The 24,098-nt window shown below is 67.3% G+C and carries 25 protein-coding genes; 21 read left to right on the forward strand and 4 right to left on the reverse strand.

Going from position 1 to position 24,098, the window contains the following annotated elements:
• Positions 1 to 151: 151 nt before the first annotated feature.
• Positions 152 to 970 carry a flagellin domain-containing protein gene (locus ACP26O_RS00920; protein WP_175665516.1) on the reverse strand — a complete coding sequence of 273 codons (819 nt, stop codon included), beginning with the start codon at positions 968 to 970 and terminating at the stop codon, positions 152 to 154.
• A 545-nt stretch (positions 971 to 1,515) separates the two neighbouring features.
• Here ACP26O_RS00920 and rpsU point away from each other — a divergent pair.
• The gene (gene rpsU / locus ACP26O_RS00925) at positions 1,516 to 1,728 is read left to right on the forward strand and encodes a 30S ribosomal protein S21 (RefSeq protein WP_006401410.1); all 213 of its coding nucleotides are present in this window, start codon (positions 1,516 to 1,518) and stop codon (positions 1,726 to 1,728) included.
• A gap of 225 nt (positions 1,729 to 1,953) precedes the next feature.
• Here rpsU and ACP26O_RS00930 read toward each other — a convergent pair whose 3' ends face one another.
• A complete protein-coding gene (locus ACP26O_RS00930; RefSeq protein WP_175665515.1) occupies positions 1,954 to 2,556 on the reverse strand; it encodes a DNA-3-methyladenine glycosylase I in 603 nt (200 codons plus the stop codon).
• A 142-nt stretch (positions 2,557 to 2,698) separates the two neighbouring features.
• Here ACP26O_RS00930 and ACP26O_RS00935 point away from each other — a divergent pair, with 142 nt between their 5' ends.
• Positions 2,699 to 3,580: a BadF/BadG/BcrA/BcrD ATPase family protein gene (locus tag ACP26O_RS00935; RefSeq protein WP_175665514.1), complete on the forward strand. Its 882-nt coding sequence runs from the start codon at positions 2,699 to 2,701 to the stop codon at positions 3,578 to 3,580.
• Between the two features lie 136 nt (positions 3,581 to 3,716).
• On the forward strand, positions 3,717 to 4,550 hold the full coding sequence (locus ACP26O_RS00940; RefSeq protein WP_175665513.1) for a Cof-type HAD-IIB family hydrolase: 834 nt from the start codon (positions 3,717 to 3,719) through the stop codon (positions 4,548 to 4,550).
• Between the two features lie 105 nt (positions 4,551 to 4,655).
• Here ACP26O_RS00940 and aqpZ read toward each other — a convergent pair whose 3' ends face one another.
• The gene (gene aqpZ / locus ACP26O_RS00945) at positions 4,656 to 5,396 is read right to left on the reverse strand and encodes an aquaporin Z (protein ID WP_175665512.1); all 741 of its coding nucleotides are present in this window, start codon (positions 5,394 to 5,396) and stop codon (positions 4,656 to 4,658) included.
• A 298-nt stretch (positions 5,397 to 5,694) separates the two neighbouring features.
• Here aqpZ and ACP26O_RS00950 point away from each other — a divergent pair, with 298 nt between their 5' ends.
• A complete protein-coding gene (locus tag ACP26O_RS00950; RefSeq protein ID WP_006751072.1) occupies positions 5,695 to 5,991 on the forward strand; it encodes an H-NS histone family protein in 297 nt (98 codons plus the stop codon).
• Between the two features lie 103 nt (positions 5,992 to 6,094).
• Here the strand turns inward: ACP26O_RS00950 and ACP26O_RS00955 are convergent, their stop codons facing one another.
• The gene (locus ACP26O_RS00955; protein ID WP_006751073.1) at positions 6,095 to 7,159 is read right to left on the reverse strand and encodes a glycosyltransferase family 4 protein; all 1,065 of its coding nucleotides are present in this window, start codon (positions 7,157 to 7,159) and stop codon (positions 6,095 to 6,097) included.
• 666 nt (positions 7,160 to 7,825) lie between these two features.
• Between ACP26O_RS00955 and flhD the strand changes: the two genes are divergently transcribed.
• From flhD to ACP26O_RS01040, 17 genes are all read left to right on the forward strand, one after another.
• Positions 7,826 to 8,146 (forward strand): flagellar transcriptional regulator FlhD, encoded by a 321-nt coding sequence (gene flhD, locus ACP26O_RS00960; protein WP_006751074.1) that lies wholly within the window; start codon positions 7,826 to 7,828, stop codon positions 8,144 to 8,146.
• 97 nt (positions 8,147 to 8,243) lie between these two features.
• Positions 8,244 to 8,798, forward strand: coding sequence for a flagellar transcriptional regulator FlhC (gene flhC, locus ACP26O_RS00965; protein ID WP_011655680.1), 555 nt, complete (start codon positions 8,244 to 8,246; stop codon positions 8,796 to 8,798).
• A gap of 179 nt (positions 8,799 to 8,977) precedes the next feature.
• Positions 8,978 to 9,838, forward strand: a complete 861-nt coding sequence (gene motA, locus ACP26O_RS00970; protein WP_006755770.1) for a flagellar motor stator protein MotA — start codon at positions 8,978 to 8,980, stop codon at positions 9,836 to 9,838.
• Between the two features lie 13 nt (positions 9,839 to 9,851).
• Positions 9,852 to 10,871: a flagellar motor protein MotB gene (gene motB / locus ACP26O_RS00975; protein ID WP_011655681.1), complete on the forward strand. Its 1,020-nt coding sequence runs from the start codon at positions 9,852 to 9,854 to the stop codon at positions 10,869 to 10,871.
• A gap of 179 nt (positions 10,872 to 11,050) precedes the next feature.
• Positions 11,051 to 11,428: a response regulator gene (locus ACP26O_RS00980; protein ID WP_006755772.1), complete on the forward strand. Its 378-nt coding sequence runs from the start codon at positions 11,051 to 11,053 to the stop codon at positions 11,426 to 11,428.
• A gap of 33 nt (positions 11,429 to 11,461) precedes the next feature.
• Positions 11,462 to 13,714, forward strand: coding sequence for a chemotaxis protein CheA (gene cheA / locus ACP26O_RS00985; protein ID WP_175665511.1), 2,253 nt, complete (start codon positions 11,462 to 11,464; stop codon positions 13,712 to 13,714).
• A gap of 48 nt (positions 13,715 to 13,762) precedes the next feature.
• Complete coding sequence (gene cheW / locus ACP26O_RS00990; protein ID WP_011655683.1) at positions 13,763 to 14,278, forward strand: chemotaxis protein CheW; 516 nt, start codon at positions 13,763 to 13,765, stop codon at positions 14,276 to 14,278.
• Positions 14,279 to 14,315: 37 nt separating this feature from the next.
• Entirely contained in the window at positions 14,316 to 16,259 is a 1,944-nt protein-coding gene (locus tag ACP26O_RS00995; RefSeq protein ID WP_175665510.1) for a methyl-accepting chemotaxis protein, read from the forward strand.
• Between the two features lie 3 nt (positions 16,260 to 16,262).
• A complete protein-coding gene (locus ACP26O_RS01000; RefSeq protein ID WP_175665509.1) occupies positions 16,263 to 17,240 on the forward strand; it encodes a CheR family methyltransferase in 978 nt (325 codons plus the stop codon).
• The gene (cheD, locus tag ACP26O_RS01005; protein WP_105833972.1) at positions 17,237 to 17,998 is read left to right on the forward strand and encodes a chemoreceptor glutamine deamidase CheD; all 762 of its coding nucleotides are present in this window, start codon (positions 17,237 to 17,239) and stop codon (positions 17,996 to 17,998) included. Before ACP26O_RS01000 ends, cheD begins: the two co-directional genes overlap by 4 nt.
• A complete protein-coding gene (locus ACP26O_RS01010) occupies positions 17,995 to 19,086 on the forward strand; it encodes a protein-glutamate methylesterase/protein-glutamine glutaminase (RefSeq protein ID WP_006754881.1) in 1,092 nt (363 codons plus the stop codon). The genes cheD and ACP26O_RS01010 overlap by 4 nt, the downstream gene beginning before the upstream one ends.
• Before the next feature lie 67 nt (positions 19,087 to 19,153).
• Positions 19,154 to 19,549, forward strand: a complete 396-nt coding sequence (cheY, locus tag ACP26O_RS01015; protein WP_006754880.1) for a chemotaxis response regulator CheY — start codon at positions 19,154 to 19,156, stop codon at positions 19,547 to 19,549.
• 1 nt (position 19,550) lies between these two features.
• A complete protein-coding gene (gene cheZ, locus ACP26O_RS01020; RefSeq protein WP_006754879.1) occupies positions 19,551 to 20,282 on the forward strand; it encodes a protein phosphatase CheZ in 732 nt (243 codons plus the stop codon).
• 287 nt (positions 20,283 to 20,569) lie between these two features.
• Positions 20,570 to 21,073 (forward strand): DUF2844 domain-containing protein, encoded by a 504-nt coding sequence (locus tag ACP26O_RS01025; RefSeq protein WP_175665508.1) that lies wholly within the window; start codon positions 20,570 to 20,572, stop codon positions 21,071 to 21,073.
• Positions 21,074 to 21,089: 16 nt separating this feature from the next.
• A complete protein-coding gene (locus ACP26O_RS01030; protein WP_175665507.1) occupies positions 21,090 to 22,328 on the forward strand; it encodes a DUF3443 domain-containing protein in 1,239 nt (412 codons plus the stop codon).
• Between the two features lie 162 nt (positions 22,329 to 22,490).
• A complete protein-coding gene (locus tag ACP26O_RS01035) occupies positions 22,491 to 22,988 on the forward strand; it encodes a VOC family protein (protein ID WP_006754876.1) in 498 nt (165 codons plus the stop codon).
• A gap of 361 nt (positions 22,989 to 23,349) precedes the next feature.
• The gene (locus ACP26O_RS01040; protein WP_012362832.1) at positions 23,350 to 23,730 is read left to right on the forward strand and encodes a DUF805 domain-containing protein; all 381 of its coding nucleotides are present in this window, start codon (positions 23,350 to 23,352) and stop codon (positions 23,728 to 23,730) included.
• Positions 23,731 to 24,098 lie beyond the last annotated feature (368 nt).

Consider the following 24,098-nt stretch of genomic DNA (forward strand, 5'->3'; position numbering starts at 1 on the left):
GCGGGGCGCCGCGGTTCAATGCAAAGAGGGAGGCGTGCCTCCCTGGAGAATTCTGATCCGGGCGGTTTCGGCGGCGTCGCGATGCGTCGCATGGCGACGCCGCCGGGCCCGGAGGCGGGCGGGCGCGTGGCCCGCCGCGGGTGCTGCTCGATTAGCCGAGGAGCTTCAGGACTTGCTGCGGCAGCGAGTTCGCTTGCGCCAGAACCGAGATACCAGCTTGTTGCAGCACTTGCGCCTTGCTCAGGTTCGCCGTTTCCGTCGCGAAGTCCGCGTCGGTGATCTGCGAGCGAGCGGCGGTCATGTTGGTCGCCTGGGTTTGCGTCGTCGAGATCGCAGCCTGGAACGTGTTCTGTGCTGCGCCCAGCGTTGCCTGGAACGTGTTGACTTGCTTCAGCGCCGCGTCGATCGCCGTGATCGCCGATTGCGCGCCCGACTGGGAGGCGACGCTCAGGGTGTTCACGCTCATGCCCGTGCTGTTCCAGTTCGCCGTGCCGAAGTCGACGGTAACGACCTGGTTCGCTGCTGCGCCGATCTGGAACGTGACGCTGCCGGTGCCGCCCAGGATGGTCTGGCTGTTGAACGTCGTTTGCGATGCGACACGGTCGATTTCGCCGAGACGCGTCGTCACTTCAGCTTGCAGGTTCGCGCGAGCGCTCGAATCCAGCGAGCCGTCGCCCGCTTGTTGCGCCAGCGTACGGATACGCTGCAGGTTGTCGACCGTCGATTGCAGCGCGCCGTTGGCGGTCTGGATCATCGAGATGCCGTTGTTCGCGTTTGCAACACCTTGCGTCAGCGCATTGATTGCCGCCGTTTGCGACGTCGAGATCGCCAGGCCTGCTGCATCGTCAGCAGCGGTGTTGATGCGCTTGCCCGACGACAGGCGGTTGATTGCTTGCGACAGTGCGCTTTGCGAGCCCGACAGATTCGTCTGCGTCGTCAGCGAAAGGATGTTGGTGTTGATGTTCAGCATTTGCTTCCTCGTTTTAGAAAATGGCTGGGATACAGACAGGTTCTGATTTCGGCGTTGCGCTTTATCGCGACTGGCGCTGCCCCGCCTTTCCTGGTTGACGGCGGCACCCGGCGAAAACTTTAGAGGGATGTTTGGGTAAATTCGGGACGGAAGGATGGCTGTCGGCCGAAAGGCCCGTCCGGCTTGGCCGGCCCGCCCGCGGGCAGGTGCGGCACCCGGCCCCGTTCGACGGGGCGATCGGCCGCGCCACGCGGAGCGACGAACCGGGCGATGCAAAAGGGTGGTTTTGTCTGTGATTCTCTGCTATGATGGCGGGCTGAATTGAGATTTCTGTCAAGCCTCTGCCGTTTTCGGCATGTCTGCTGGCAGTCAAACGCGGCGCTGCACGCGGCTTGTGAAGCGTACCCGCGGTGCTTTCCGCCTCTCTTTTCCGGCCTCCGAGGCCGTATTTCCGCTCGTTTCGCCTGTTTGTGGGGACGCTCGGATGGCCGGTGCGTGGCGCTTGGCCGCTACGTTTTTGACCGTTTAAGCAATTTAGGAACGACATGACGACGATTCTTCTGAAAGAAAACGAGCCGTTCGAAGTGGCGATTCGCCGCTTTCGCCGTGCTATCGAAAAAAATGGCCTGATCGCTGAACTGCGCGAACGCCAGTCCTACGAAAAGCCGACCGCAGTCCGCAAGCGCAAGAAGGCAGCAGCCGTCAAGCGCCTGCACAAGCGCCTGCGCAGCCAGATGCTGCCGAAGAAGCTCCACTAAGAGCGTCTTACGGTTCGCCGCGAAACGGCGGAGCGTGCTTCGAAAGAAGCCGCTCCGCCGTTTTGCTTTTGGGGTCCGGGAAAATCCCGAGGCCGTGGCGGGACGGTCGTTCCGGCTGATGGCTGACGGCCGGCGGTTTGCGGCCGCCGGCCCGCCGTTCAGAAGTCGAGACGGTGTAACCGGCGCAGGGCCGCGGTAAACGACGGGCGGCGGACGCCCGCACCGTCAACCCGCCTTGCGGCGGCGTGCGGGCTGCTTGCCGCCGAGCGCCGCGCACTGCGCGTGGCACGGGCAGCCGACCTCGTGATCGTTGACCATGCCGGTGGCCTGCATCAGCGCATAGCAGATCGTCGAACCGACGAACTTGCAGCCATACGCCTTCAGCGCCTTGCTGAGCGCGTCGGACTGTTCGGTCGACGCGGGCGCGTCGCGGTACGACTGCCACGCGTTCTGGATCGGCGCATCGCCGATGAACGACCACAGGAACGCGGCGAGCGACCCGTGCTCTTCGCGGATGCGCTGCACGGCGCGCGCGTTGTTGACCGCCGATTCGACCTTCGCGCGGTTGCGCACGATGCCGGGATTCTCCAGCAGCTTCTCGATGCGCTTCGGCGTGAAGCGCGCGACGGCATCGACGTCGAAATCCGCAAAGGCTTCGCGATAGCCCGCGCGCTTGTTCAGGATCGTCGACCACGACAGGCCGGCCTGCGCGCCTTCCAGGATCAGCATTTCGAACAGGTGGCGATCGTCGTGCGACGGCACGCCCCACTCGGTATCGTGATAGTGAGCATCCGCTTCCGTCTTCACCCAGTTGCACCGCTGCGACATCGTCTGCCTCGCTTTCCGTATCGTTTCGATCGCGTCAGCATAGCGGAAGCCCTTTTCACGGAACAGCCGGCCGAACGGCAGATGGGCGCGCGGCGCCGATCCGGTTAAGCTTGGCGCCTGTTCGAATCAGCGGGATGAAGGCATGGCGGCATTACTTTTTGCGATCGGCATCGACGGCGGCGGCACGGGCACGCGTGCGGTGCTGGCCGACCGGCACGGGCGCGAACTCGCGCAGGGGCGCGGCGGCCCGTCGGGGCTCGGGCTCGGCATCGAGCGCGCGTGGGCGTCGATCGGCGCGGCCTGCGCGGATGCGTTCACCCAGGCCGGTTATGCATTCGACTGGTCGCAGTGCGCGCTCGGCTGCGGGCTCGCGGGCGTCAACAATGCGGCGTGGCTGGCCGCGTTCCGCGCGCAGGCGCCGCTCGGCGCGCTCGCGGTCGAGAGCGACGCGTATACGACCGTCGTCGGCGCGCACGGCGGCGCGCCGGGGCTGATCGTCGCGCTCGGCACCGGCAGCATCGCGGCGGCGCTCGATGCGGCCGGCGCGTGCCGGATCGCGGGCGGCTTCGGCTTCCCGTCCGGCGACGAGGCGAGCGGCGCATGGCTCGGCGTGCGCGCGCTCGCGTATGCACAGCAGGCGCTCGACGGCCGCGTGCCGCGCGATGCGTTCGCCAGTGCGCTGCTCGCGGAAACGGGCGCCCAGGATCGCGACGCGCTCGTCCAGTGGTCGTGCGATGCGAACCAGACGACCTACGCGCGGCTTGCGCCGATCGTGCTCGCGCATCGTTCGCATCCGGTCGCGGGCGCGCTGATCGCGCAGGCGGGCGACGAGATCGGCAAGATGATCGACGCGCTCGATCCGCAGCAGGCGCTGCCGGTCGCGCTGTGCGGCGGATTGGCGGACGCCCTCGCACCGGCCGTGCCGGCGCGCCATGCCGCCCGGCTGCGCGCGCCGCTCGACGATTCCGCGCACGGCGCGCTGCGGCTCGCGCTGCAGGCGCTGCGGGCGGCGGAAGGGCGCTGACGGCGTGTCGAGGCGGGAGGAAAGCACACCGCAACCGCGCCGCTGGCGGCGATCGACCGGGAACCGTCCGGCGGGCAACCGGGCACGACGTTAAAATGGCCGTTCCGCAGAGCCCTGAGCGCCATTCTTCCGTCCCATGTACAAAGTCATCGCCACCGATCTCGACGGCACCCTGCTGAACAGCGATCACCAGCTCGATCCGTACACGATCGAGACCGTCCGCCGGCTCGACCGCGACGGCCTGCAGTTCGTGATCGCGACAGGCCGCCACTACGCGGACGTCGCCGGCATCCGCGACGTGCTGGGCATCCGGCCGTACCTGATCACGTCGAACGGTGCGCGCGTGCATGCGCCGGACGACACGGCGATGCATGCGCAGGACATCGATCCCGCGATCGTCCGCGGCCTCGTGCAGCCGGGCGTGACCGGCGCGCACGGACGCGTGATCGTCAACCTGTTCACCGACCGCGGCTGGTTGATCGACCGCGAAGCGCCGCACCTGCTCGAATTCCACCAGGATTCGGGTTTCCGGTACGACGTGATCGACATGGCCGCGCACGACGGCGCGGACATCGCGAAGGTGCTGTACATCGGCGAGCCGGCGGATCTGGCGGTGGTCGCCGAGCAAATGCGCGTGCAGTTCGGCGATGCGCTGTACGTCACGTATTCGCTGCCCGACTGCCTCGAAGTGATGACCGCGAACGTGTCGAAGGGCCGCGCACTGCGCGCGGTGCTCGCGCGGCTCGGCGTCGATACCGGCCACTGCATCGCGTTCGGCGACAACATGAACGACATCGACCTGCTCGAAACGGCCGGTCACGCGTTCATGATGAACAACGCGAATCCCGACCTGATCGCGCAGCTGCCGCACATTCCACGGATCGGCAACAACTTCGACGCGGGCGTCGCCCGCCACCTGCGCACGCTGTTCTCGCTCGAGGACACCCTCGACGGCGTCGCCGCTTCCTGAACGCAAATGAAAAACGGGCGCCAGCGGCGCCCGTCCAAATTACCTGCCTCGATGTTGTTCGACAGCGTGAGGCTCGCTGTTCTGCTCGCGTCACCCCGTAGTGTTTTATTCGCTTGTGCGAGCGGATGCGGGCAGCAGGCCGACGGCGTTGTCACGCCCCGCGACCAGCGGATAGATGATCCCGGCGATGGCCGCACCGATGATCGGCGCGATCCAGAACAGCCACAGCTGGCCGATCGCCTCGCCGCCCACGAACAGCGCGGGGCCGGTCGAGCGGGCCGGGTTCACCGACGTGTTGGTGACCGGGATCGAGATCAGGTGAATCAACGTCAGGCACAGGCCGATCGCGATCGGCGCGAAGCCGGCCGGCGCGCGCTTGTCGGTGGCGCCGAGAATCACGAACAGGAAGAAGCCCGTCATCACGACTTCGCAGATGAACGCCGCGCCGAGCGAGTAGTGGCCGGGCGAGCGCTCGCCGAAGCCGTTCGTCGCAAAGCCGCCGCCGACGAGGTCGAAGCCCGGCTTGCCGGTCGCGATCAGGTACAGCACGAACGCACCGAGCGTCGCGCCGACCACCTGCGCGACGATGTACGGCGCGAGATCGCGTGCCGGGAAGCGGCCGGCGACCGTCAGGCCGACACTCACAGCCGGATTCAAATGGCAACCCGAAATATGGCCGATCGCGAATGCCATCGTCAGCACGGTCAGGCCGAAGGCAAGCGCGACGCCGGCAAAGCCGATGCCGAGGCCCGGAAAGGCGGCGGCCAGCACGGCGCTTCCGCACCCGCCGAGCACCAGCCAGAACGTGCCGAATGCCTCTGCAGCCAGACGCTGAGAAAGATTCATGTAGGGACCTCGTTCAAGTGGGTTGAAGACAAACGGGCGGGCGGATGATTTATTCCGCCGCCCGGAATTGGTCTGGATTATAGGAAATGAATCGGGTTCAAGAGGGTCAACGATTGTTAAATTTGAATGCTGGCGAATGGCCTTTATTAGAATAAGTCCGCATTCTCCATATAGCCAAATCGGTTAAAGATGGCAGCATTAATTTTGAAGAGCAGGGCGGCAGTGCGGACGACGTAACGGGTGTGGGTGTTCCGGCCGGACTCGCCGGAGCCGCATCATGGAAAAAGGGAGTCGAAAAATGTCTCAATACGCGAAACTCAAGGCGCAGATCGCCGATCTGCAAGCTCAGGCGGATGACGTGCGCCGTCAGGAAGTGGCGACGGTGATCGCCGAAGTCCAGCGAATGATTGCCGAATATGGGCTCACGGCCCAGGATCTGGGGTTCGTGGAGCGCGCGCGGCGCGGGCGTCCGCCGAAAAAGGCGCCGCTGCCGCCGAAATACCGCGATCCGAAGTCGGGTGCAACCTGGAGCGGGCGCGGCAAGCCGCCGAATTGGATCGTCGGGAAAAACCGCGATCGTTTCCTGATCGAATGACCGCGCAAAAAGAAAGAGCCGCATCGACGATGCGGCTCTTTGGTTTTTCCGCGCCGATTTCGGCGCGAATTTTACGGAATATTTCCTGACGAATTTCGGGGCGTCAGGCGCCCGCGACCTGGCGCAAGGTCGGTCGTTTTGCCGCCGTGCAAAGCGATTCGTAGGTTTCGACATAACGTCGCGCCATCGCTTTCGAGCTGAAACGCGTATCGAAGCGCGCGCGGATCGCGTCGCGCGACAGGCTGTCGATCCGGTGCAGCGCACCGACTGCGCCCTGCACGTCCTCGACGATGAAGCCCGTCACGCCGTCCTCGATCACTTCCGGCACCGAGCCGCGGTTGAACGCGACGACCGGCGTGCCGCAGGCCATCGCCTCGATCATCACCAGGCCGAACGGCTCCGGCCAGTCGATCGGGAACAGCAGCGCCTTCGCGCCGGACAGGAACGCGGGCTTCTGCGCCTCGTTGATCTCGCCGATGAATTCGACATGCGCCTCGCCGAGCAGCGGCTCGATCACTTCCTTGAAGTAGTCGGCGTCGGCCTTGTCGACCTTCGCGGCGATCTTCAGCGGCAGCCCGCTTTTCGCGGCGATGCGGATCGCCGTGTCGACCCGCTTTTCGGGACAGATCCGGCCGAGAAACGCGAGGTATTCGGGCTTCACGTGCGGCTGCGGCGTGAGCAGCGTGTCGGGCAGCCCGTGATACACGGTGCCGGCCCACGCGGCCTGCGGCAGCGGCTTGCGCTGCGAATTCGAGATCGAGACGACCGGCGAATTCGGGAACGCGTCGAACACCGGCTGCAGCTCCGGCAGGTCGAGGCGGCCGTGCAGCGTCGTCACGTAAGGCGTGTCGAGGCGCGACATCAGCGAGAACGGCAGGTAGTCGAGGTGGAAGTGCAGCACGTCGAATTCGTGCGCGACACGGGCGACCTGCTCGATCAGGCGCATATGGGGCGCCATCGAATCGCGGATCGACGGATCGAGCCGCAGGGCGCGCGGCCATGCCGCCTCGAGACGGGCCGACGTGACGGAGTCGCCGCTGGCGAACAGCGTCACATCGTGGCCGAGCTCGACGAGCGCCTCGGTGAGGTAGGACACGACACGCTCGGTGCCGCCGTAGAGTTTCGGCGGGACAGCTTCGTAAAGCGGCGCGATCTGGGCAATACGCATGGGCGTTCTCCGGTGTCGACCGGCGTGGGCGCTCGATGCGCATGCCGGTCCGATACAAGGTTACGGAACTCGCCGACGCACGCTCTGAGCGGTACGTGGCCGGGTCCGGGGCAGGATGCGCCGGACGCCGGGCGGCAAGCTGCGGGGGCGGGGCGGTGCGCCTCACGCCGCCGCCCGTTTGAGTCCATTATCGATATCGCCTAGAAGGGTTCGAGTGTTTTTTCAAACACTTAAGGCTTGTTACACCGTGAAATACGAGAAAACCCGGATAAAAAGGGTCCGGAATCATCACGCGAGACAGACGCAACTATTGTTGCGCTATCGTGAAAAACCACTATAATTTTTACCGATTCACACGCCGGCAGCCTTGCCGGACGGCCTCCAGCCGGATTCGTCCCATGCGGAACCGCATCTCCGACGAATTCGCGCCCCTATTTGCCCCGCCTTTTGTCCCCTTTCAATTTGCCTTGTCGGAAAAATTCCTACACGGTTTACAGACAAATCCTGCGCGGCATACGCCACTTCGCTGATACCGACATAAATGCGGTTTGGCCAAAATTCGCCCTGTAAGACTGATAAACGTGCCGGCGGAGCTTAGTAGGGCCCGACCGAGCAAACGTTTTCATAACATGAAAGGCCAACAGCAAAGCTCTTAACGGGGGAATCATGAGCGCCACCAGCGAAATGCTCAGTGAGATCAAAGAGGTCAACCTGTCGTACCTCCTCCTCGCGCAACGACTGCTGCGGGAAGACAAAGCGATGGGGATGTTCCGCATGGGCGTTTCCCAGGAACTGGCCGACGTACTCGCGAACCTCACGCTCGCCCAGACCGTGAAGCTCGCCGCGTCGAACCAGATCCTGTGCCGTTTCCGCTTCGACGACCACGCGTTGCTGTCGTCGCTCGCCGACAAGGGTCGCAGCGACGTCGTCACGCACGCGCACTCGGCCATCCTGATGGCCGGCCAGCCGGTCGAAAGCGTCCGCTGATCTTTTTTTTTCGCCTTGCGTTCGTCCCGGCGCGCCGCGCCGGCGGGCGGCGTATTGGCCACTCATCCGAACCACGTCAAGCGGACAGTTATTCACCATGGCAAGCAAAAGCGTCGTGATCGAGGTGAAGGAAATCACCCTCGCCATCGAACTGATCGAACTGGGCGCCCGCCTGCAGCTGCTGGAGGCGGAGACGAGCCTGTCGCGCGATCGCCTGATCAAGCTGTACAAGGAGCTGAAGGGCGTGTCGCCGCCGAAGGGGATGCTGCCGTTCTCGACCGACTGGTTCATGACGTGGCAGCCGAACATCCACTCGTCGCTGTTCTACAACATCTACCGGTTCATGCAGGACCACGGCCGTTGCGATCCGATCCAGTCGATCGTGAAGGCGTACCGGCTCTACCAGGAGCACGTGAACCTGTCCGGCGACGAAGCCGCGCTGAGTCTCACGCGCGCATGGACGCTCGTGCGCTTCTTCGACTCGGGGATGCTGCAGATGACCCCGTGCACGCGCTGCGGCGGCCACTTCGTCGCCCATGCGCATGATCCACATCAAGGTTTCGTGTGCGGCCTCTGCCAGCCGCCGTCGCGCGCCGGCAAGACCCGCAAGGCCGCCGCCGCGCGCGCCGAACTGGCTGCCGCCGCGGCCTGAACGGCGCCGGGCGGGGCCGAGCGGCAGCGGGACGGCTGCCGCGGGCCGCGCGAACCGGCCGGGGCTTGCTGGTAAACACCGCCGCGCCACCGCGGCGCTGCCGCGAAAGTTTTCCTGCCGACTGCCGTAAACCTGATTAACGGCGGCCTCCCCGCCGGTTCTTTCGTGAGGGACAGGCAGTGCTGATTATCGTGGGAACACTCGTGACGCTGTTGTCCGTCTTCGGCGGTTATGCGCTGGCAGGCGGGCATCTGGGCGCATTGGTCCAGCCGCTCGAGATCCTGATGATCACCGGCGCGGGCGTCGGCGCGTTCATCCTCGGCAACGGCATGAAGACCATCAAGGCGACGCTGCGCGTGCTGCCGACGCTCTTCAAGGGCTCGAAGTACACGAAGGACGTCTATATGGAGCTGATGGCGCTCCTGTACGTGCTGCTCGCGAAGGCGCGCAAGGAAGGCACGCTGACGCTCGAGGCCGACATCGACGATCCGGACAAGAGCCCGATCTTCACGCAATACCCGAAGATCCTCGCCGATCGCCACATCGTCGAATTCCTGACCGACTACCTGCGCCTGATGGTGGGCGGCAACATGAACGCGTTCGAGATCGAGAGCCTGATGGACGAGGAGATCGAGACGCACCACACGGAAGGCGAAGGCCCCGCGCACGCGCTGATGCGTGTGGGCGACGCGATGCCGGCATTCGGGATCGTCGCGGCCGTGATGGGCGTCGTGCACACGATGGCGTCGGCCGACAAGCCGCCCGCGGTGCTCGGCGCGATGATCGCGCAGGCGCTGGTCGGCACGTTCCTCGGGATTCTGCTGTCGTACGGGCTGATCGGGCCGCTCGCGAGCCTCGCGGAGCAGCGCGTCGCCGAGTCCACCAAGATGTTCCAGTGCATCAAGGTGACGATCCTCGCGAGCCTGAACGGCTATGCGCCGGCGATCGCGGTGGAGTTCGGCCGCAAGGTGCTGTTCTCGACCGAGCGTCCGTCGTTCACGGAGCTCGAAGAGCACGTGCGCCGCGTGAAGGCAAAGTGACGCGGAGCGTTCGATGAGCAATGGCAAGGATCGCGCGATCGTCGTGAAACGGGTGGCCCCGCAGAAGAAGGGCCATCACGGCGGCGCATGGAAACTCGCGTATGCGGACTTCATGACCGCGATGATGGCGTTCTTCCTGCTGATGTGGCTGCTGAGCTCGGTCACGCCGGTGCAGCTGAAGGGGATCGCCGAGTACTTCAACACGCCGCTGAAGGCCGCGCTGTTCGGCAGCGGCGATCGCAGCTCGCAGGACTCCAGCATCATCAACGGCGGCGGCCGCGACCTGTCGAGCGCCGACGCCGGCACGCTGCGCCGCACCGACGGCACGACGTCGCTGGCCGACCGGGTCGCGAAAGCGGGCGACCAGAATTCGCGCGCGCAGGCGCAAGGCGCGCAGGACCGGCTCGAGCAGGCGCGCCTGCACGACCTGCAGATCAAGCTGATGGCGGCGATCGAGGCGAACCCGACGCTGCGCCAGTTCAAGCAGCAGATCCGCATCGATTCGACGCTGATGGGGCTGCGCATCGAGATCGTCGATTCGCAGAAGCGGCCGATGTTCGCGATGTCGAGCGACCACGTCGAGCCGTACATGCGCGACATCCTGCGCGAGATCGGCAAGACGCTGAACGACGTGCCGAACCGGATCATCGTCCAGGGCCACACCGACGCGGTGCCGTACGCGGGCGGCGAAGGCGGCTACAGCAACTGGGAGCTGTCGGCCGACCGCGCGAACGCGTCGCGCCGCGAGCTGATCACGGGCGGCATGGACGAGTCGAAGGTGCTGCGCGTGCTCGGCCTCGCGTCGACGCAGAACCTGAACAAGGCCGATCCGCTCGATCCGGAAAACCGCCGGATCAGCGTGATCGTGCTGAATCGCAAATCCGAAGACGCGCTGATGCGCGACGACGCGACGACCACGACGCTGTCGGCCGACGCGGCGGGCTCGAAGCTGCTGGCCCAGCAGCTCGGCGGCCCGACGCCGGCCGCGCGACCGGAGCTCGCGAGCGCCGTCGCCGTGGCGCCGAAACCCTGACGTTTCCCCGATTCCGAGACACGCATGAAACGATCGACACGCTCACTTTGTTCGCTGCCCCCCGAGGGGGCGCTCGGCCGCCCACGGCCGGCTCTGCAAAGCCGGCCGGACGCCCACGCGCGAAGCGATGCGCCGCGCATTGCCTGCTGCGCCGTCGGGGCGGCCCCGCGGAGGCTGACATGATCCGGACCATTCTCGCGATCGACGACTCCGCGACCATGCGTGCGCTGCTGCAGGCGACGCTCGCGCAGGCCGGCTACGACGTGACGGTGGCGCCGGACGGCGAAGCCGGCTTCGACATGGCGGCCACCGTGCCGTACGACCTGGTGCTGACCGACCAGAACATGCCACGCAGGAGCGGGCTCGAGGTGATCGCCGCGCTGCGCAAGCTGAGCGCGTACGCGGACACGCCAATCCTCGTGCTGACGACCGAAGGCAGCGATGCATTCAAGGACGCCGCGCGCGAAGCGGGCGCGACCGGCTGGATCGAAAAGCCGATCGACCCGGCCGTGCTGGTCGACCTGGTCGCGACGCTGTCCGAGCAGACGGCCTCCTGACATGAACGCGACGAATCCAACCGGTGACCGGGCATGACTCTCGACATCACGCAGTTCTACCAGACCTTTTTCGACGAAGCCGACGAGCTGCTCGCGCAGATGGAGCAGCTGCTGCTGAACCTCGACGTCGGCTCGCCCGACCCCGAGGACCTGGCCGCGATCTTCCGCGCCGCGCATTCGATCAAGGGCGGCGCGGCGACGTTCGGCTTTTCCGCGCTGACCGAGACGACTCACATCCTCGAGTCGCTGCTCGACCGCGCGCGCAACCATGAGCTGACGCTGACCAAGGAAATGGTCGACGCGTTCCTCGAGACCAAGGACGTGCTGTCCGACCAGCTGGTCGACTATCGCGCGAGCGCCGAACCGGACGCGGCAGCCGCCGCGACGATCTGCGCGAAGCTCGAACGCCTGAAGGCCGAGAGCGGCGCGGGTGCGCCCGCGGCCGCCGACGTCGCGCCGGCCGCGCCTGCCGTGGTGGCTGCACCGGCGCCGGCGCCGGCACCGGCCGCTGGCAGCAACGGCGCGCCCGATCACGTGGTCGAACAGGCGGTCGCCGCTGCGCATCCGGCGGCCGACGTCGGCGCGGACGGCCCGCACCTGAAGATCACGCTCGTCGGCGTCGACCCGAAGGACCAGGCGCTGCTCACCGAGGAACTCGGCAATCTCGGCCGGATCGTCGGCCGCGAGGAAGCGGGCGCCGATCTCACGCTGTGGCTCGAATCGGACGTGTCGTCCGACGACATCACCGCCGTGTGCTGCTTCGTGATCGACGACAGCCAGATCCGCATCGCGCGTGGCACCGCGCCGGCCGCACCGGCGGCGCCTGCCGCCGCGCCGGCCGCCGAACCGTTAGCCACGCCGGCAGCCGCGCCGGCAGCCGCGCCGGAGCCGGCCGCGCGGGTCGAGGTATTCGCGCAAGCCCCCGGTGCCACACCGGCCGCCGCCGCACCGCAGGCCCAGCCGAGCGCCGCCGCGCAAGCGGCACCGCAGCCCGCACCGCAACCGCACGCCGAACCCGCCGCGCCGGCCGCCGCGCACCACGACGACAAGCGTCCGCGCCCGGCTGGCGCCGCAGCGGGCGCCGAAGGCAGCTCGATCCGCGTCGGCGTCGAGAAGGTCGACCAGCTGATCAACCTGGTCGGCGAACTCGTGATCACGCAGGCGATGCTCGCGGAAACCGCGAGCGCGTTCGATCCGGCGCTGCACGACCGCCTGTTCAACGGGATGGCGCAGCTCGAGCGCAACGCGCGCGACCTGCAGGAAGCGGTGATGTCGATCCGCATGATGCCGATGGACTACGTGTTCAGCCGCTTCCCGCGGCTCGTGCGCGATCTGGCCGGCAAGCTCGGCAAGCAGGTCGAGCTCGTCACGTTCGGCCAGGCGACCGAGCTCGACAAGAGCCTGATCGAGCGGATCATCGACCCGCTCACGCACCTCGTGCGCAACAGCCTCGATCACGGGATCGAAACCGTCGACAAGCGCGTCGCCGCCGGCAAGGACGCGGTCGGTCAGCTCGTGCTGTCGGCCGCGCATCACGGCGGCAACATCGTGATCGAGGTCAGCGACGACGGCGGCGGCCTGAACCGCGAGCGGATTCTCGCGAAGGCCGCGAAGCAGGGCATGCAGGTGTCCGACAACATCAGCGACGACGAAGTGTGGCAACTGATCTTCGCGCCGGGCTTCTCGACCGCCGAGACCGTGACCGACGTGTCGGGCCGCGGCGTCGGGATGGACGTCGTGAAGCGCAACATCCAGTCGATGGGCGGCCACGTCGAGATCTCGTCGCAGGCCGGCCGCGGCACGACCACGCGGATCGTGCTGCCGCTCACGCTCGCGATCCTCGACGGGATGTCGGTGAAGGTCGGCAGCGAGATCTTCATCCTGCCGCTGAACTTCGTGATGGAGTCGCTGCAGCCGTCGAACGACGACATCTACACGGTCGGCAACGGCGAGCGCGTGGTGCGCGTGCGCGGCGAATACCTGCCGCTCGTCGCGCTGCACGAGGTGTTCTCGGTCGAGGACGCGCGCACCGATCCGACCCAGGGGATCGTCACGATCATGGAAACCGAGGGGCGCCGCTTCGCGATGCTGATCGACGAGCTGGTCGGCCAGCAGCAGGTCGTCGTGAAGAACCTCGAAACCAACTACCGCAAGGTGCACGGCATCTCGGCGGCGACCATCCTCGGCGACGGCAGTGTCGCGCTGATCGTCGACGTCGCGGCGCTGAACCGCGAAACCCGTGCGATGCACGGCGCCCGAGTCGGCGCCGAGCTCGCGATCTTCTGACTCTCGCCATTCAACCGATTGGGGGCACACGTGTCTGCTGAAGTCCAAATGATCAATCCGGCCGCGGCGAACGCGGCTACCAGAGGCCGCGACGCCGCGCATGGCGATGCGACGGGGCAGGAGTTCCTCGTCTTCACGCTCGGCGACGAGGAATACGGGATCGACATCCTGAAGGTGCAGGAAATCCGCGGCTACGACAGCGTCACGCGCATCGCGAACGCCCCGGAGTTCATCAAGGGCGTGATCAACCTGCGCGGCATCATCGTGCCGATCGTCGACATGCGGATCAAGTTCCATCTCGGCCGCGTCGAGTACGACCACCAGACCGTCGTGATCATCCTGAACGTATCGAACCGCGTGGTCGGGATGGTGGTCGACGGCGTGTCGGACGTGCTGACGCTGCAGACGGACCAGATCATGCCGGCGCCGGAATTCGGCGCGACGCTGACGACCGAGTACCTGACGGGCCTCGGCACCGTCGACGGCCGCATGCTGATCCTGATGGACATCGAGAAGCTGATGTCGAGCCGGGAAATGGCGCTGATCGAGACGCTCGGCGGATAAGTGCGCCGCGCACGCAGGAATTTCGGGAGAATCTGCAATGTTGCATAACTGGTCGATCCGCACGACGCTCACGGCGGTCGGACTCATCCTCGTGGGCCTGGCCGCCGCGGTCGGCGGCCTCGGCCTTTACGCGCTCGATCACGCGAGCCGCTCGCTCGACGAGATCGCGCACGTCGATCTGCCGGCGATCCATACGCTCGACGACACGTCGTCGTACCTGCTGCGCACACGCGTGTCGCTCGACCGCTTCCGCTCGCTGAGCGAGGCCGGTAACACGGCCGACGCGAGCAAGGTGCTCGAGCGCGCGCAGGAGCTGTACACGAAGTCGAACCAGAACTGGCAGGCGTTCCAGGCGACGCCGAAGCTCGGCATCGAGCAGGCGCTCGTCGACGACCTCGCCGCGCGCTACGCGACGATCATGAAGGAAGGCGTCGAGCCGGAATTCGCGGCCGCGCGCGCGGGCGACATGGCGGCCTATCACGCGGTCGCCGACACCAAGATCAGCCCGATGTTCGTCGCGTACGACCAGGCGGCGGCGGCCGTGGTCGCGTCGCTGCAGAAGCGCGCGGAAGAACGCCAGACCGCGACGCAGTCGCAGATCTCGATGATGATCGGCCTGATCGCGGCCGGCGTCGCGATCGCGTTCGTCGTCGTGATCGCGATCCGCTTCGCGCTGCGCGGGCTGATCATCAATCCGCTCGAAGACGCGATCGCGCACTTCGAGCGCATCGCCGGCGGCGACCTCACGCAGCCGGTGAACGTGTCCAGCACCAACGAGATCGGCCGGCTGTTCGGCGGCATCAAGCGGATGCAGGACGCGGTGACGACGATGGTGCAGGCCGTGCATCGCGGCACCGAGTCGATCGACGTCGGCGCGCGCGAGATCTCGACCGGCAACACCGACCTGTCGCAGCGCACCGAGGAGCAGGCCGCGTCGCTGCAGGAAACCGCATCGAGCATGGAGCAGCTGACGGGCACCGTGCGCCAGAACGCGGAGAACGCGCGGCAGGCGAGCCAGCTCGCGGTGAACGCGTCCGACATCGCGACGCACGGCGGCGAAGTCGTCGGCCAGGTCGTGTCGACGATGCAGGACATCGCGGCGAGCTCGGGCAAGGTCGTCGACATCATCGGCACGATCGAGGGCATCGCGTTCCAGACCAACATCCTCGCGCTGAACGCGGCGGTCGAGGCCGCGCGCGCGGGCGAGCAGGGCCGCGGCTTCGCGGTGGTCGCGGGCGAAGTGCGCTCGCTGGCCCAGCGCAGCGCGAGCGCCGCGAAGGAAATCAAGCAGCTGATCGGCGATTCGGCCGAGAAGGTCGAAAGCGGGTCGGCGCTCGTCGCGCGGGCCGGTTCGACGATGGACGAGATCGTGCAGGCCGTGCGCCGCGTGACCGACATCATGGGCGAGATCAGCGCCGCGTCGGACGAGCAGTCGACCGGCATCGAGCAGGTCAATCGCGCGGTCGGCCAGATGGACTCGGTCACGCAGCAGAACGCGGCGCTCGTCGAAGAGGCCGCGGCGGCGGCCGCGTCGCTCGAGGAGCAGACGCGCCAGATGAAGGCGATCGTGTCGGGCTGGCGCGTCACGGGCGGCATCGCGATGGCGCCGGTGCGCGGCGCCGCGCGCCCGGCCGCACAAGCCCAGGCCCCGGCGTCGCCGTCGGAGAGCCGTCACGAGGCCGCGCCGGCTGCGCACGCACCGCAGGCAGCGCAACCCGCCGCCCAGCCGGCCCGCCGCGCGGCGCCCGCGCCGCATGCCGCGGCACCGGCGACGCGCAATGCAGCGAAGCCCGCGACGGATTCCGCCGCACGCGCATCGAAGGAAGCGCCGGCCGCCGGCGGCTACGGCCCGCGTCTCGCGAAGGCGGCCGCGGCGCCCAAGCCGGCCGAGAAGCCCGCACTGGTGCGTCCGGCGCTGAACGGCGAGAAGCCGGCGCTGGCCGCGGCCGGTGCCTCCGATGACGACTGGGAGACCTTCTAAGCCATGCCGTCCGCGCGCGCACCGTTTCGACCCGATGCACCGGATACCTCGCCCCGCGCGGGCGAGCCGGGGCGCGACTTCGCGTTTACCGGCGCGGATTTCGCACGCATCCGCGCGCTGATCCATCAACGCGCAGGCATCTCGCTGTCCGAGCACAAGCGCGACATGGCGTACAGCCGGCTGGCACGCCGGCTGCGCGCCCGCGGCCTCGACACGTTCCGCGACTACCTCGACCTGCTCGAGCAGGAGGACGATCCGCTCGAGTGGGAGGCGTTCACCAACGCGCTGACGACGAACCTGACCGCGTTCTTCCGCGAGTCGCACCATTTCCCGATCCTGGCCGACTTCGTGAAGGGGCGTGCGGCGCCCGTGTCGGTGTGGTGTTCGGCGGCATCGACCGGCGAGGAGCCTTACTCGATCGCGATCACGCTGATCGAGGCGCTCGGCGAATCGGCCGCGCGCGGCGCGTCGATCCTCGCGACCGACCTCGACACGCAGGTGCTCGCGAAGGCCGAGGCCGGCATCTATACGTACGACCAGGTCAAGCACCTGAGCCCGGAGCGGCTCAAGCGCTTCTTCCTGAAGGGCACCGGCGCGCAGGCCGGCCGCGTGAAGGTGCGCCCGGAACTGCGCGCGATGATCCGCTTCGAGCAGCTGAACCTGACCGATGCCGACTACGGGATCGCGAAGCCGTTCGACGCGATCTTCTGCCGCAACGTGATGATCTATTTCGACAAGCCGACGCAAGGGCAGGTGCTGTCGCGCTTCGAGCCCCTCGTGAAGCCGGGCGGGCTGCTGTTCGCCGGGCATTCGGAGAATTTCACGTACGTGTCGCAGGCATTCCGGCTGCGCGGGCAGACGGTGTACGAACTGACGCGCGATGCCGCGCAGGGCTCGCGCCCGCGCGGCGCGACGCCGGTCGCCGCAGCGCCGCCGCGCGCGCCCGCGCGTGCCGCGCTCGCTTACGGAGAACGCGAATGAGCGGCCTGCCGATCGCGACCAATCGCTACTTCGACAACCACTTCGAACGCCCGGGCGTGAAGCTGCTGCCGAACGAGTTCTACACGACGTCCGAGGACATGGTGCTGATGACGGTGCTCGGCTCGTGCGTCGCCGCGTGCCTGCACGACCCGCTCGCGGGCATCGGCGGGATGAATCACTTCATGCTGCCCGACGACGGCGCCGATGCCGGCGCGGCCGCGTCGGATTCGATGCGTTACGGCGCGTACGCGATGGAAGTGCTGATCAACGAACTGATCAAGGCCGGCGGGCGCCGCGAGCGCTTCGAGGCGAAGGTGTTCGGCGGCGCGGCCGTGCTGGCCGGGATGACGACGATCAACATCGGCGATCGCAACGCGGATTTCGTGCGCCGCTATCTCGCGCTCGAGCGCATCCGCATCACCGCGGAGGATCTGCAGGGCGTGCACCCGCGCAAGGTCGCGTTCATGCCGCGCACCGGGCGCGCGATGGTGAAGAAGCTGCGGCTGCAGGTGCCGGGCGTGACCGAGCGCGAAGCCGCGCTGGCGCGCGAGGCCGACCGCGTGCGGGCCGGCCGCCAGCGCGCGCACGTCGAGCTGTTCGCGGCGAAGCGGCCGGCCGCGCCGCCGCCGGCGCGCCCGCGCATCGAGCTGTTCGGCGCACGCGGCGCCGGCGGCGCGCAGACGACGACTACCAAGACCGGCAGCTCGTACGCCGGCAGCCCGAGCGCGGCCAACCTTTCGAGAAAGCAGGAGGCATGACCGCAGTGCAGAAGATCAAAGTGTTGTGCGTCGACGATTCGGCGCTGATCCGCAGCCTGATGACGGAGATCATCAACAGCCAGCCCGACATGACGGTGTGCGCGACCGCGCCCGATCCGCTCGTCGCGCGCGATCTCATCAAGCAGCACAACCCGGACGTCCTGACGCTGGACGTCGAAATGCCGCGCATGGACGGGCTCGACTTCCTCGAGAAGCTGATGCGCCTGCGGCCGATGCCGGTCGTGATGGTGTCGTCGCTGACCGAGCGCGGCTCCGAGATCACGCTGCGCGCGCTCGAACTCGGCGCGGTGGATTTCGTCACGAAGCCGCGCGTCGGGATTCGCGACGGCATGCTCGACTACGCGGAAAAGCTCGCGGACAAGATCCGCGCGGCGTCGCGCGCCCGCGTGCGGCAGACGCCGCAGCCGCAGGCCGCCGCGCCCACGGCGAGCGGCCAGCCGGCCGCGCCGATGATCAACAACCCGCTCGTCAGTACCGAGAAGCTGATCATCATCGGTGCGTCGACGGGCGGCACCGAGGCGATCCGCGAGGTGCTGACGCCGCTGCCGCCGGATGCGCCGGCGGTGCTGATCGCGCAGCACATGCCGCCGGGCTTCACCAAGTCGTTCGCGCAGCGGCTGAACGGCCTGTGCCGGATCGCGGTGAAGGAAGCCGAGCACGGCGAACGCGTGCTGCCGGGCCATGCGTACATCGCGCCGGGCCATGCGCACCTGCTGCTCGCGCGCAGCGGCGCGAACTACATCGCGCAGTTGTCGGACGAGCCGCCGGTGAACCGCCACCGGCCGTCGGTCGACGTGCTGTTCCGCTCGGCGGCGCAGCACGCGGGCAAGAACGCGATCGGCGTGATCCTCACGGGGATGGGCCGCGACGGCGCGGCCGGCCTGCTGGACATGAAGCGCGCGGGCGCCCACACGTTCGCGCAGGACGAGGCGAGCTGCATCGTGTTCGGGATGCCGCGCGAGGCGATCGCGCTCGGCGGCGCGGACGAGGTCGTCTCGCTGGCCGAGATGAGCCGGCGCGTGATGGCGCGCCTGGCGACGATGGGCGATCGGGTGCAGCGCGTCTGAATCAAATGTCACGGGGCACGTGGGTTGCTACGGGCCCTGACGGTAACGAATCTGGAAAGGAACGACGATGGACAAGAGCATGAAAATCCTGGTGGTGGACGATTTCCCGACGATGCGCCGGATCGTCCGCAACCTGCTCAAGGAACTGGGCTACACGAACGTCGACGAAGCCGAGGACGGCGCGGCCGGCCTCGCGCGGCTGCGCGGCGGCGGCTTCGACTTCGTGATCTCCGACTGGAACATGCCGAACCTCGACGGCCTCGCGATGCTGAAGGAAATTCGCGCGGACGCGACGCTCACGCACCTGCCGGTGCTGATGGTCACGGCCGAGTCGAAGAAGGAGAACATCATCGCGGCCGCGCAGGCGGGCGCGAGCGGCTATGTCGTGAAGCCGTTCACGGCCGCGACGCTCGACGAGAAGCTGAACAAGATCATCGACAAGATGGCGAAGGCCGGGAGCTGACGTGAACCAGCCGATCCATGCAGCGCTCGCCAGCGCGGCGTTCAGCGCCGACAGCCACGCCGAAGGCGCCGATTTCGCGAGCGACCGGATCCTCGCGCGCATCGGCCAGGTCACGCGCGCGCTGCGCGACTCGATGCGCGAACTGGGGCTCGACAAGCACGTCGAGCGCGCGGCGGAAGCCGTGCCCGATGCGCGCGACCGGCTGCGCTACGTCGCGACGATGACCGAGCAGGCGGCCGAGCGCGTGCTGAACGCGATCGAGATCGCGAAGCCGGTGCAGGAGCGCATCCAGAACGAGGCCGAGGCGCTTGACGCGCGCTGGACGCAGTGGTACGCGGCGCCGATCGAGCACGCGGAAGTGCGCGAGCTGATGGACGACACGCGCACGTTCCTGCACGCGCTGCCCGACGCGACGTCGGCGACCAGCGCGCAGTTGCTCGAGATCATGCTCGCGCAGGATTTCCAGGATCTGACCGGGCAGGTGATCAAGAAGATCATGGACATGGTCTACCTGATCGAGCAGCAGCTGCTCACCGTGCTCGTCGAGAACATCGCGCCCGAGCGGCGCGAGCAGTTCGCGGCGACCGCCGCCGCGCTCGCGGCCGAGCAGATCAGCGCGACCGGCAGCCCCGAGTCGCTGCTGAACGGGCCGCAGATCGCGCCGGAAGGCAAGTCCGACGTCGTGCAGGACCAGGGGCAGGTCGACGACCTGCTCGCAAGCCTCGGCTTCTGAGGCGGCCCCGCGGCTTCTCATCGCATCGGCGCCGTTCCCTGTCGCGGAGCGGCCCGACGCGCGTGGCTTTCGCCGGTTTCCCCCCACCGGCCGGGAGCGGAGCCGTTGCGCGCGTCGTGCCATTCGTGCCCTTCGTGCCGCGACGATTTGACACTCTGACACACTCCGCAGGCATACTACGCATCAGCAGTAACGACGCGTCATTTTTACGACTTTCATATGTTGGCCGGTGGCGCCGAGCCTGATGGGGCCCGCCGGCAACGAAGCCAGTCCCTTTGGGGGGGAACGTGAAGCTGAAACGCTTGGGCTGGGCCGCCGCACATGCGGCGGCTGCAATGGGTGTGCTGTGGAGCGTCCACGCACACGCCGAACTGGGCGGCGCGCCGATGTCGCCGCCGGCGGACGATCACGCCGCCACCGTGCGCGCGATGCAGCGCGCGATGCGCTCGGCCGACGGCGCGCAGGCGAACACGGCCGCCTACACCGTCCGCGAGATCACGCTCGGATCGGGCACCGTCATCCACGAATACACGAGCCCCGCGGGCACCGTGTTCGGCCTTGCCTGGCGCGGGCCGAGCATGCCGGACCTCGCGTCGCTGCTCGGCAGCTATTTCCCGCAGTACACCGCCGGCGTCCAGGCCGCGCACGCGGCGCGCGGCTGGCGCGCACCCGTGTCCGTCGATACGAGCGGGCTCGTGATCCGCACGGGCGGCCACATGGGCGCCTTCGCGGGCCAGGCGTGGCTGCCGGCCGCGCTGCCTGCCGGCCTGTCCGGCACCGACATCCAGTGACAGCGGGAGAGCGATCTTGAGAATTCCTCGTACCTTCAAGCGCTGGGTCGGCGTGCTCGGCCTGGCGGCTGCCACGGCCCTGCTCGTGACCGCATGCGGCGGCGGCGACGACAACAACGGCGGCAATGGCGGCAGCGGCGGCGGCAACGTATCGGACGGCAACACCGCGAACACGGCCGTGATCACGGTCAACAGCGGCGTCGCGCAAGTGATCAACATCCCGACCGTCAACGTGAAGATCTGCGCGCCGGGCACGTCGAACTGCCAGGTGGTCAACAACGTGCTCGTCGACACCGCGTCGTACGGGCTGCGGCTGGTCGGCAGCGCCGTGGGCGTGTTGAACAACCTGCCGCAGGTGACGAGCGGCGGCGCGCCGGTCGCCGAATGCGGGAAGTTCGTGTCGAGCTACACGTGGGGCACGGTGCGTACCGTCGACCTGACGATCGGCTCCGAGCACGCGGCTTCGCTGCCGGTGCAGATCATCGGCGACCTCGGCACCAGCAACGTACCGAGCTCGTGCACGAACGGCGGCGCGTCGGCCAACACGGCGCGCGACCTCGGCGCGAACGGCATCCTCGGCATCGGGCCGGCGCCGGTCGATTGCGGCATCAACTGCGCGACGTTGACGTCGGCGACGTACAACAACTACTACGCGTGCCCGAACGGCAATTCGAGCTGCACGGTGGCGCTGGTGCCGGTGGCGCAGCAGGTGGCCAACCCGGTCCATCGCTTCGCGACCGACAACAACGGCGTGATCGTGCAGATGCCGAACATCTCGAACAGCGGGCAGGGCAGCGCGACGGGCCTGCTGACGTTCGGGATCGGCACGCAGAGCAACAACGCGCTCGGGGCATCGACGGTGTTGACGTCGACGACGACGGGCGACGTCAGCGCGACGTTCCTCGGCAGCAGCGCGACCGCGTTCTTCGATACGGGGTCGAACGCGTACTTCTTCGACGATTCGTTGCAGAGGAAGTGCTCGACCAATACGCAGTTCTATTGCCCGACGTCGTCGACCACCTATACGGCGACGCTGACCGGCAGGAACGGTGCGTCGGGCGGCGTGTCGATGCCCGTCGTGAACGCCGATGCGGTGTTCGCGAACGCGTCGACGTTCGCGTTCAACGACATCGCCGGCCCGTTCGGCGTGGCCGGCTGGCTCGATCTCGGCATGCCGCACTTCTACGGCAAGACGATCTACTTCGGGATGGACAAGACGTCGACAGGCGGCCAGCAGCCTTACGTCGCGTTCTGAGCGCGCACGAACGGCGGCAGCAGGAGGGGGCGAGCGATCGCCCCCTTTTTTTGATTCCGCGGGCGCGGGCGGACTACGTACCGGGCGGCCGCGCCGCGCCGGCATAGCGCCTACGATATAAGACCGGCATCGGTGCCGGCACGACATCGAGGAGACAGCGCCATGACTCAGCGCATTCAACGCATCACGCCGTTTCTGTGGTTCGACCAGGACGCCGAGGCGGCCGCCCGTTTCTACGTGTCGGTGTTTGACGACGCACGCATCCTGCACGTCGCCCGCTACGGCAAATCGGGCGCGCAGGCGTCGGGCCAGGCCGAGGGCACGGTGATGACGGTGTCGTTCGAACTGGACGGGCAGGCGTTTCTCGCGCTAAACGGCGGCCCGGTGTTTCCGCTCACGCCGGCCGTGTCGTTCGTCGTCAATTGCCGCGACCAGCAGGAGATCGACCGCTACTGGGCGGCGCTGGCCGAAGGCGGTGACGAGCGCGCGCAACAGTGCGGCTGGCTGCGCGATCGCTTCGGCGTGTCGTGGCAGGTGGTGCCCGTGCAGATGGCCGAGCTGATGACGGGCGACCCGGCACGCGCCGAACGCGTGATGGCGCAGGTGATGAAGATGAAGAAGCTCGATCTCGATGCGCTGCAGCAGGCGGCGGCCGGCTAGCGGGAATGCCGGCCGGGAGGCGGTATTTTCGATGCGGGCATGCGATGCACGAAGCGATTCCCGGCCGGCCGGTAAATCGGTCGCCATCTGACCGGTTGGATTATCGACCATGATCCGTTTCATCATGGCGTAATCAATTCATTGATTATCCGGCTGATCTTTTTGTTGGGGCGTTGCGATTATAAAAATGGCGTGACATGCACGCGGCGGTCCGGCGCGTCGTTTCTGTGGCCGCTCCGGGGCCGTGAAGGCGTCACCACGGCGATCGTCACGCGAAAAGAGATGCGACGTGTCGAAATTCAAACTTATAATGCCCCCGTTGTTTCCGGGGTCGTCGATTAAAAAACAGGAGGGCAATAAGATGAATTTCACCGAAGCCATTCGTTCCGTATTCAATCAGTATGCGAAATTCGAAGGCCGCGCACGCCGCGCCGAATACTGGTATTTCGCGCTGCTCACCGGCGTCGTGTCGATCGCCTGCCAGCTGCTCGCCGCCGCCGGCCGCGAAAGCGGCGCGATTCCGCTGCTGCTGGCGATTGTCGCGCTGGTCGTGTCGCTCGCGCTGGTGCTGCCGAGCCTCGCGGTCACCGTGCGCCGCCTGCACGATACGGGCCGCTCCGGCTGGTTCCTGCTGATCGCGTTCATTCCGCTCATCGGCGGGATCCTGCTGCTCGTGTGGATGTGCTCGCGCGGCACGAACGGGCCGAACCGTTTCGGCACGGATCCGATTCCGGCGATCTGAGCGCCGCCCGCCCCGACGCGCGGCCGTCGCGTCGGGGCGGGCCGATAGTTCACCGCCTCACCGACTCCTTGCCTCACCATCTCATCCGCCTCACCGCCTCACCGCCTGACCGCCTGACCGCCTGACCACCTGACCGCCTGACCGCCTGACCACCTGACCGCCTGACCGCCTGACCGCCTGACCGCCTCACCACCTCACCACCTCACCACCTCACCACCTCACCACCTCACCACCTCACCACCTCCTCCGCTTCACCACACCCGCCCGCACACGCGTTTCCCCCACCATCCTCCCCCCGCCACACCCCCCCGCCGCCTCTCCCCGCACCGCCTTGCCCGATTCCCCGAAATACCCCCCTTTCCCGGCTT

This window comes from Burkholderia sp. R-40 (assembly GCF_049942845.1).
Classification (GTDB): domain Bacteria; phylum Pseudomonadota; class Gammaproteobacteria; order Burkholderiales; family Burkholderiaceae; genus Burkholderia; species Burkholderia ambifaria.

Bases quoted from the DNA above. Each gene is read 5' to 3' on its own strand.
- ACP26O_RS00920 (WP_175665516.1), bottom strand. From the start codon at position 970: ATGCTGAACATCAACACCAACATCCTTTCGCTGACGACGCAGACGAAT.
- rpsU (WP_006401410.1), top strand. From the start codon at position 1,516: ATGACGACGATTCTTCTGAAAGAAAACGAGCCGTTCGAAGTGGCGATT.
- ACP26O_RS00930 (WP_175665515.1), bottom strand. From the start codon at position 2,556: ATGTCGCAGCGGTGCAACTGGGTGAAGACGGAAGCGGATGCTCACTAT.
- ACP26O_RS00935 (WP_175665514.1), top strand. From the start codon at position 2,699: ATGGCGGCATTACTTTTTGCGATCGGCATCGACGGCGGCGGCACGGGC.
- ACP26O_RS00940 (WP_175665513.1), top strand. From the start codon at position 3,717: ATGTACAAAGTCATCGCCACCGATCTCGACGGCACCCTGCTGAACAGC.
- aqpZ (WP_175665512.1), bottom strand. From the start codon at position 5,396: ATGAATCTTTCTCAGCGTCTGGCTGCAGAGGCATTCGGCACGTTCTGG.
- ACP26O_RS00950 (WP_006751072.1), top strand. From the start codon at position 5,695: ATGTCTCAATACGCGAAACTCAAGGCGCAGATCGCCGATCTGCAAGCT.
- ACP26O_RS00955 (WP_006751073.1), bottom strand. From the start codon at position 7,159: ATGCGTATTGCCCAGATCGCGCCGCTTTACGAAGCTGTCCCGCCGAAA.
- flhD (WP_006751074.1), top strand. From the start codon at position 7,826: ATGAGCGCCACCAGCGAAATGCTCAGTGAGATCAAAGAGGTCAACCTG.
- flhC (WP_011655680.1), top strand. From the start codon at position 8,244: ATGGCAAGCAAAAGCGTCGTGATCGAGGTGAAGGAAATCACCCTCGCC.
- motB (WP_011655681.1), top strand. From the start codon at position 9,852: ATGAGCAATGGCAAGGATCGCGCGATCGTCGTGAAACGGGTGGCCCCG.
- ACP26O_RS00980 (WP_006755772.1), top strand. From the start codon at position 11,051: ATGATCCGGACCATTCTCGCGATCGACGACTCCGCGACCATGCGTGCG.
- cheA (WP_175665511.1), top strand. From the start codon at position 11,462: ATGACTCTCGACATCACGCAGTTCTACCAGACCTTTTTCGACGAAGCC.
- cheW (WP_011655683.1), top strand. From the start codon at position 13,763: ATGATCAATCCGGCCGCGGCGAACGCGGCTACCAGAGGCCGCGACGCC.
- ACP26O_RS00995 (WP_175665510.1), top strand. From the start codon at position 14,316: ATGTTGCATAACTGGTCGATCCGCACGACGCTCACGGCGGTCGGACTC.
- ACP26O_RS01000 (WP_175665509.1), top strand. From the start codon at position 16,263: ATGCCGTCCGCGCGCGCACCGTTTCGACCCGATGCACCGGATACCTCG.
- cheD (WP_105833972.1), top strand. From the start codon at position 17,237: ATGAGCGGCCTGCCGATCGCGACCAATCGCTACTTCGACAACCACTTC.
- ACP26O_RS01010 (WP_006754881.1), top strand. From the start codon at position 17,995: ATGACCGCAGTGCAGAAGATCAAAGTGTTGTGCGTCGACGATTCGGCG.
- cheY (WP_006754880.1), top strand. From the start codon at position 19,154: ATGGACAAGAGCATGAAAATCCTGGTGGTGGACGATTTCCCGACGATG.
- ACP26O_RS01035 (WP_006754876.1), top strand. From the start codon at position 22,491: ATGACTCAGCGCATTCAACGCATCACGCCGTTTCTGTGGTTCGACCAG.
- ACP26O_RS01040 (WP_012362832.1), top strand. From the start codon at position 23,350: ATGAATTTCACCGAAGCCATTCGTTCCGTATTCAATCAGTATGCGAAA.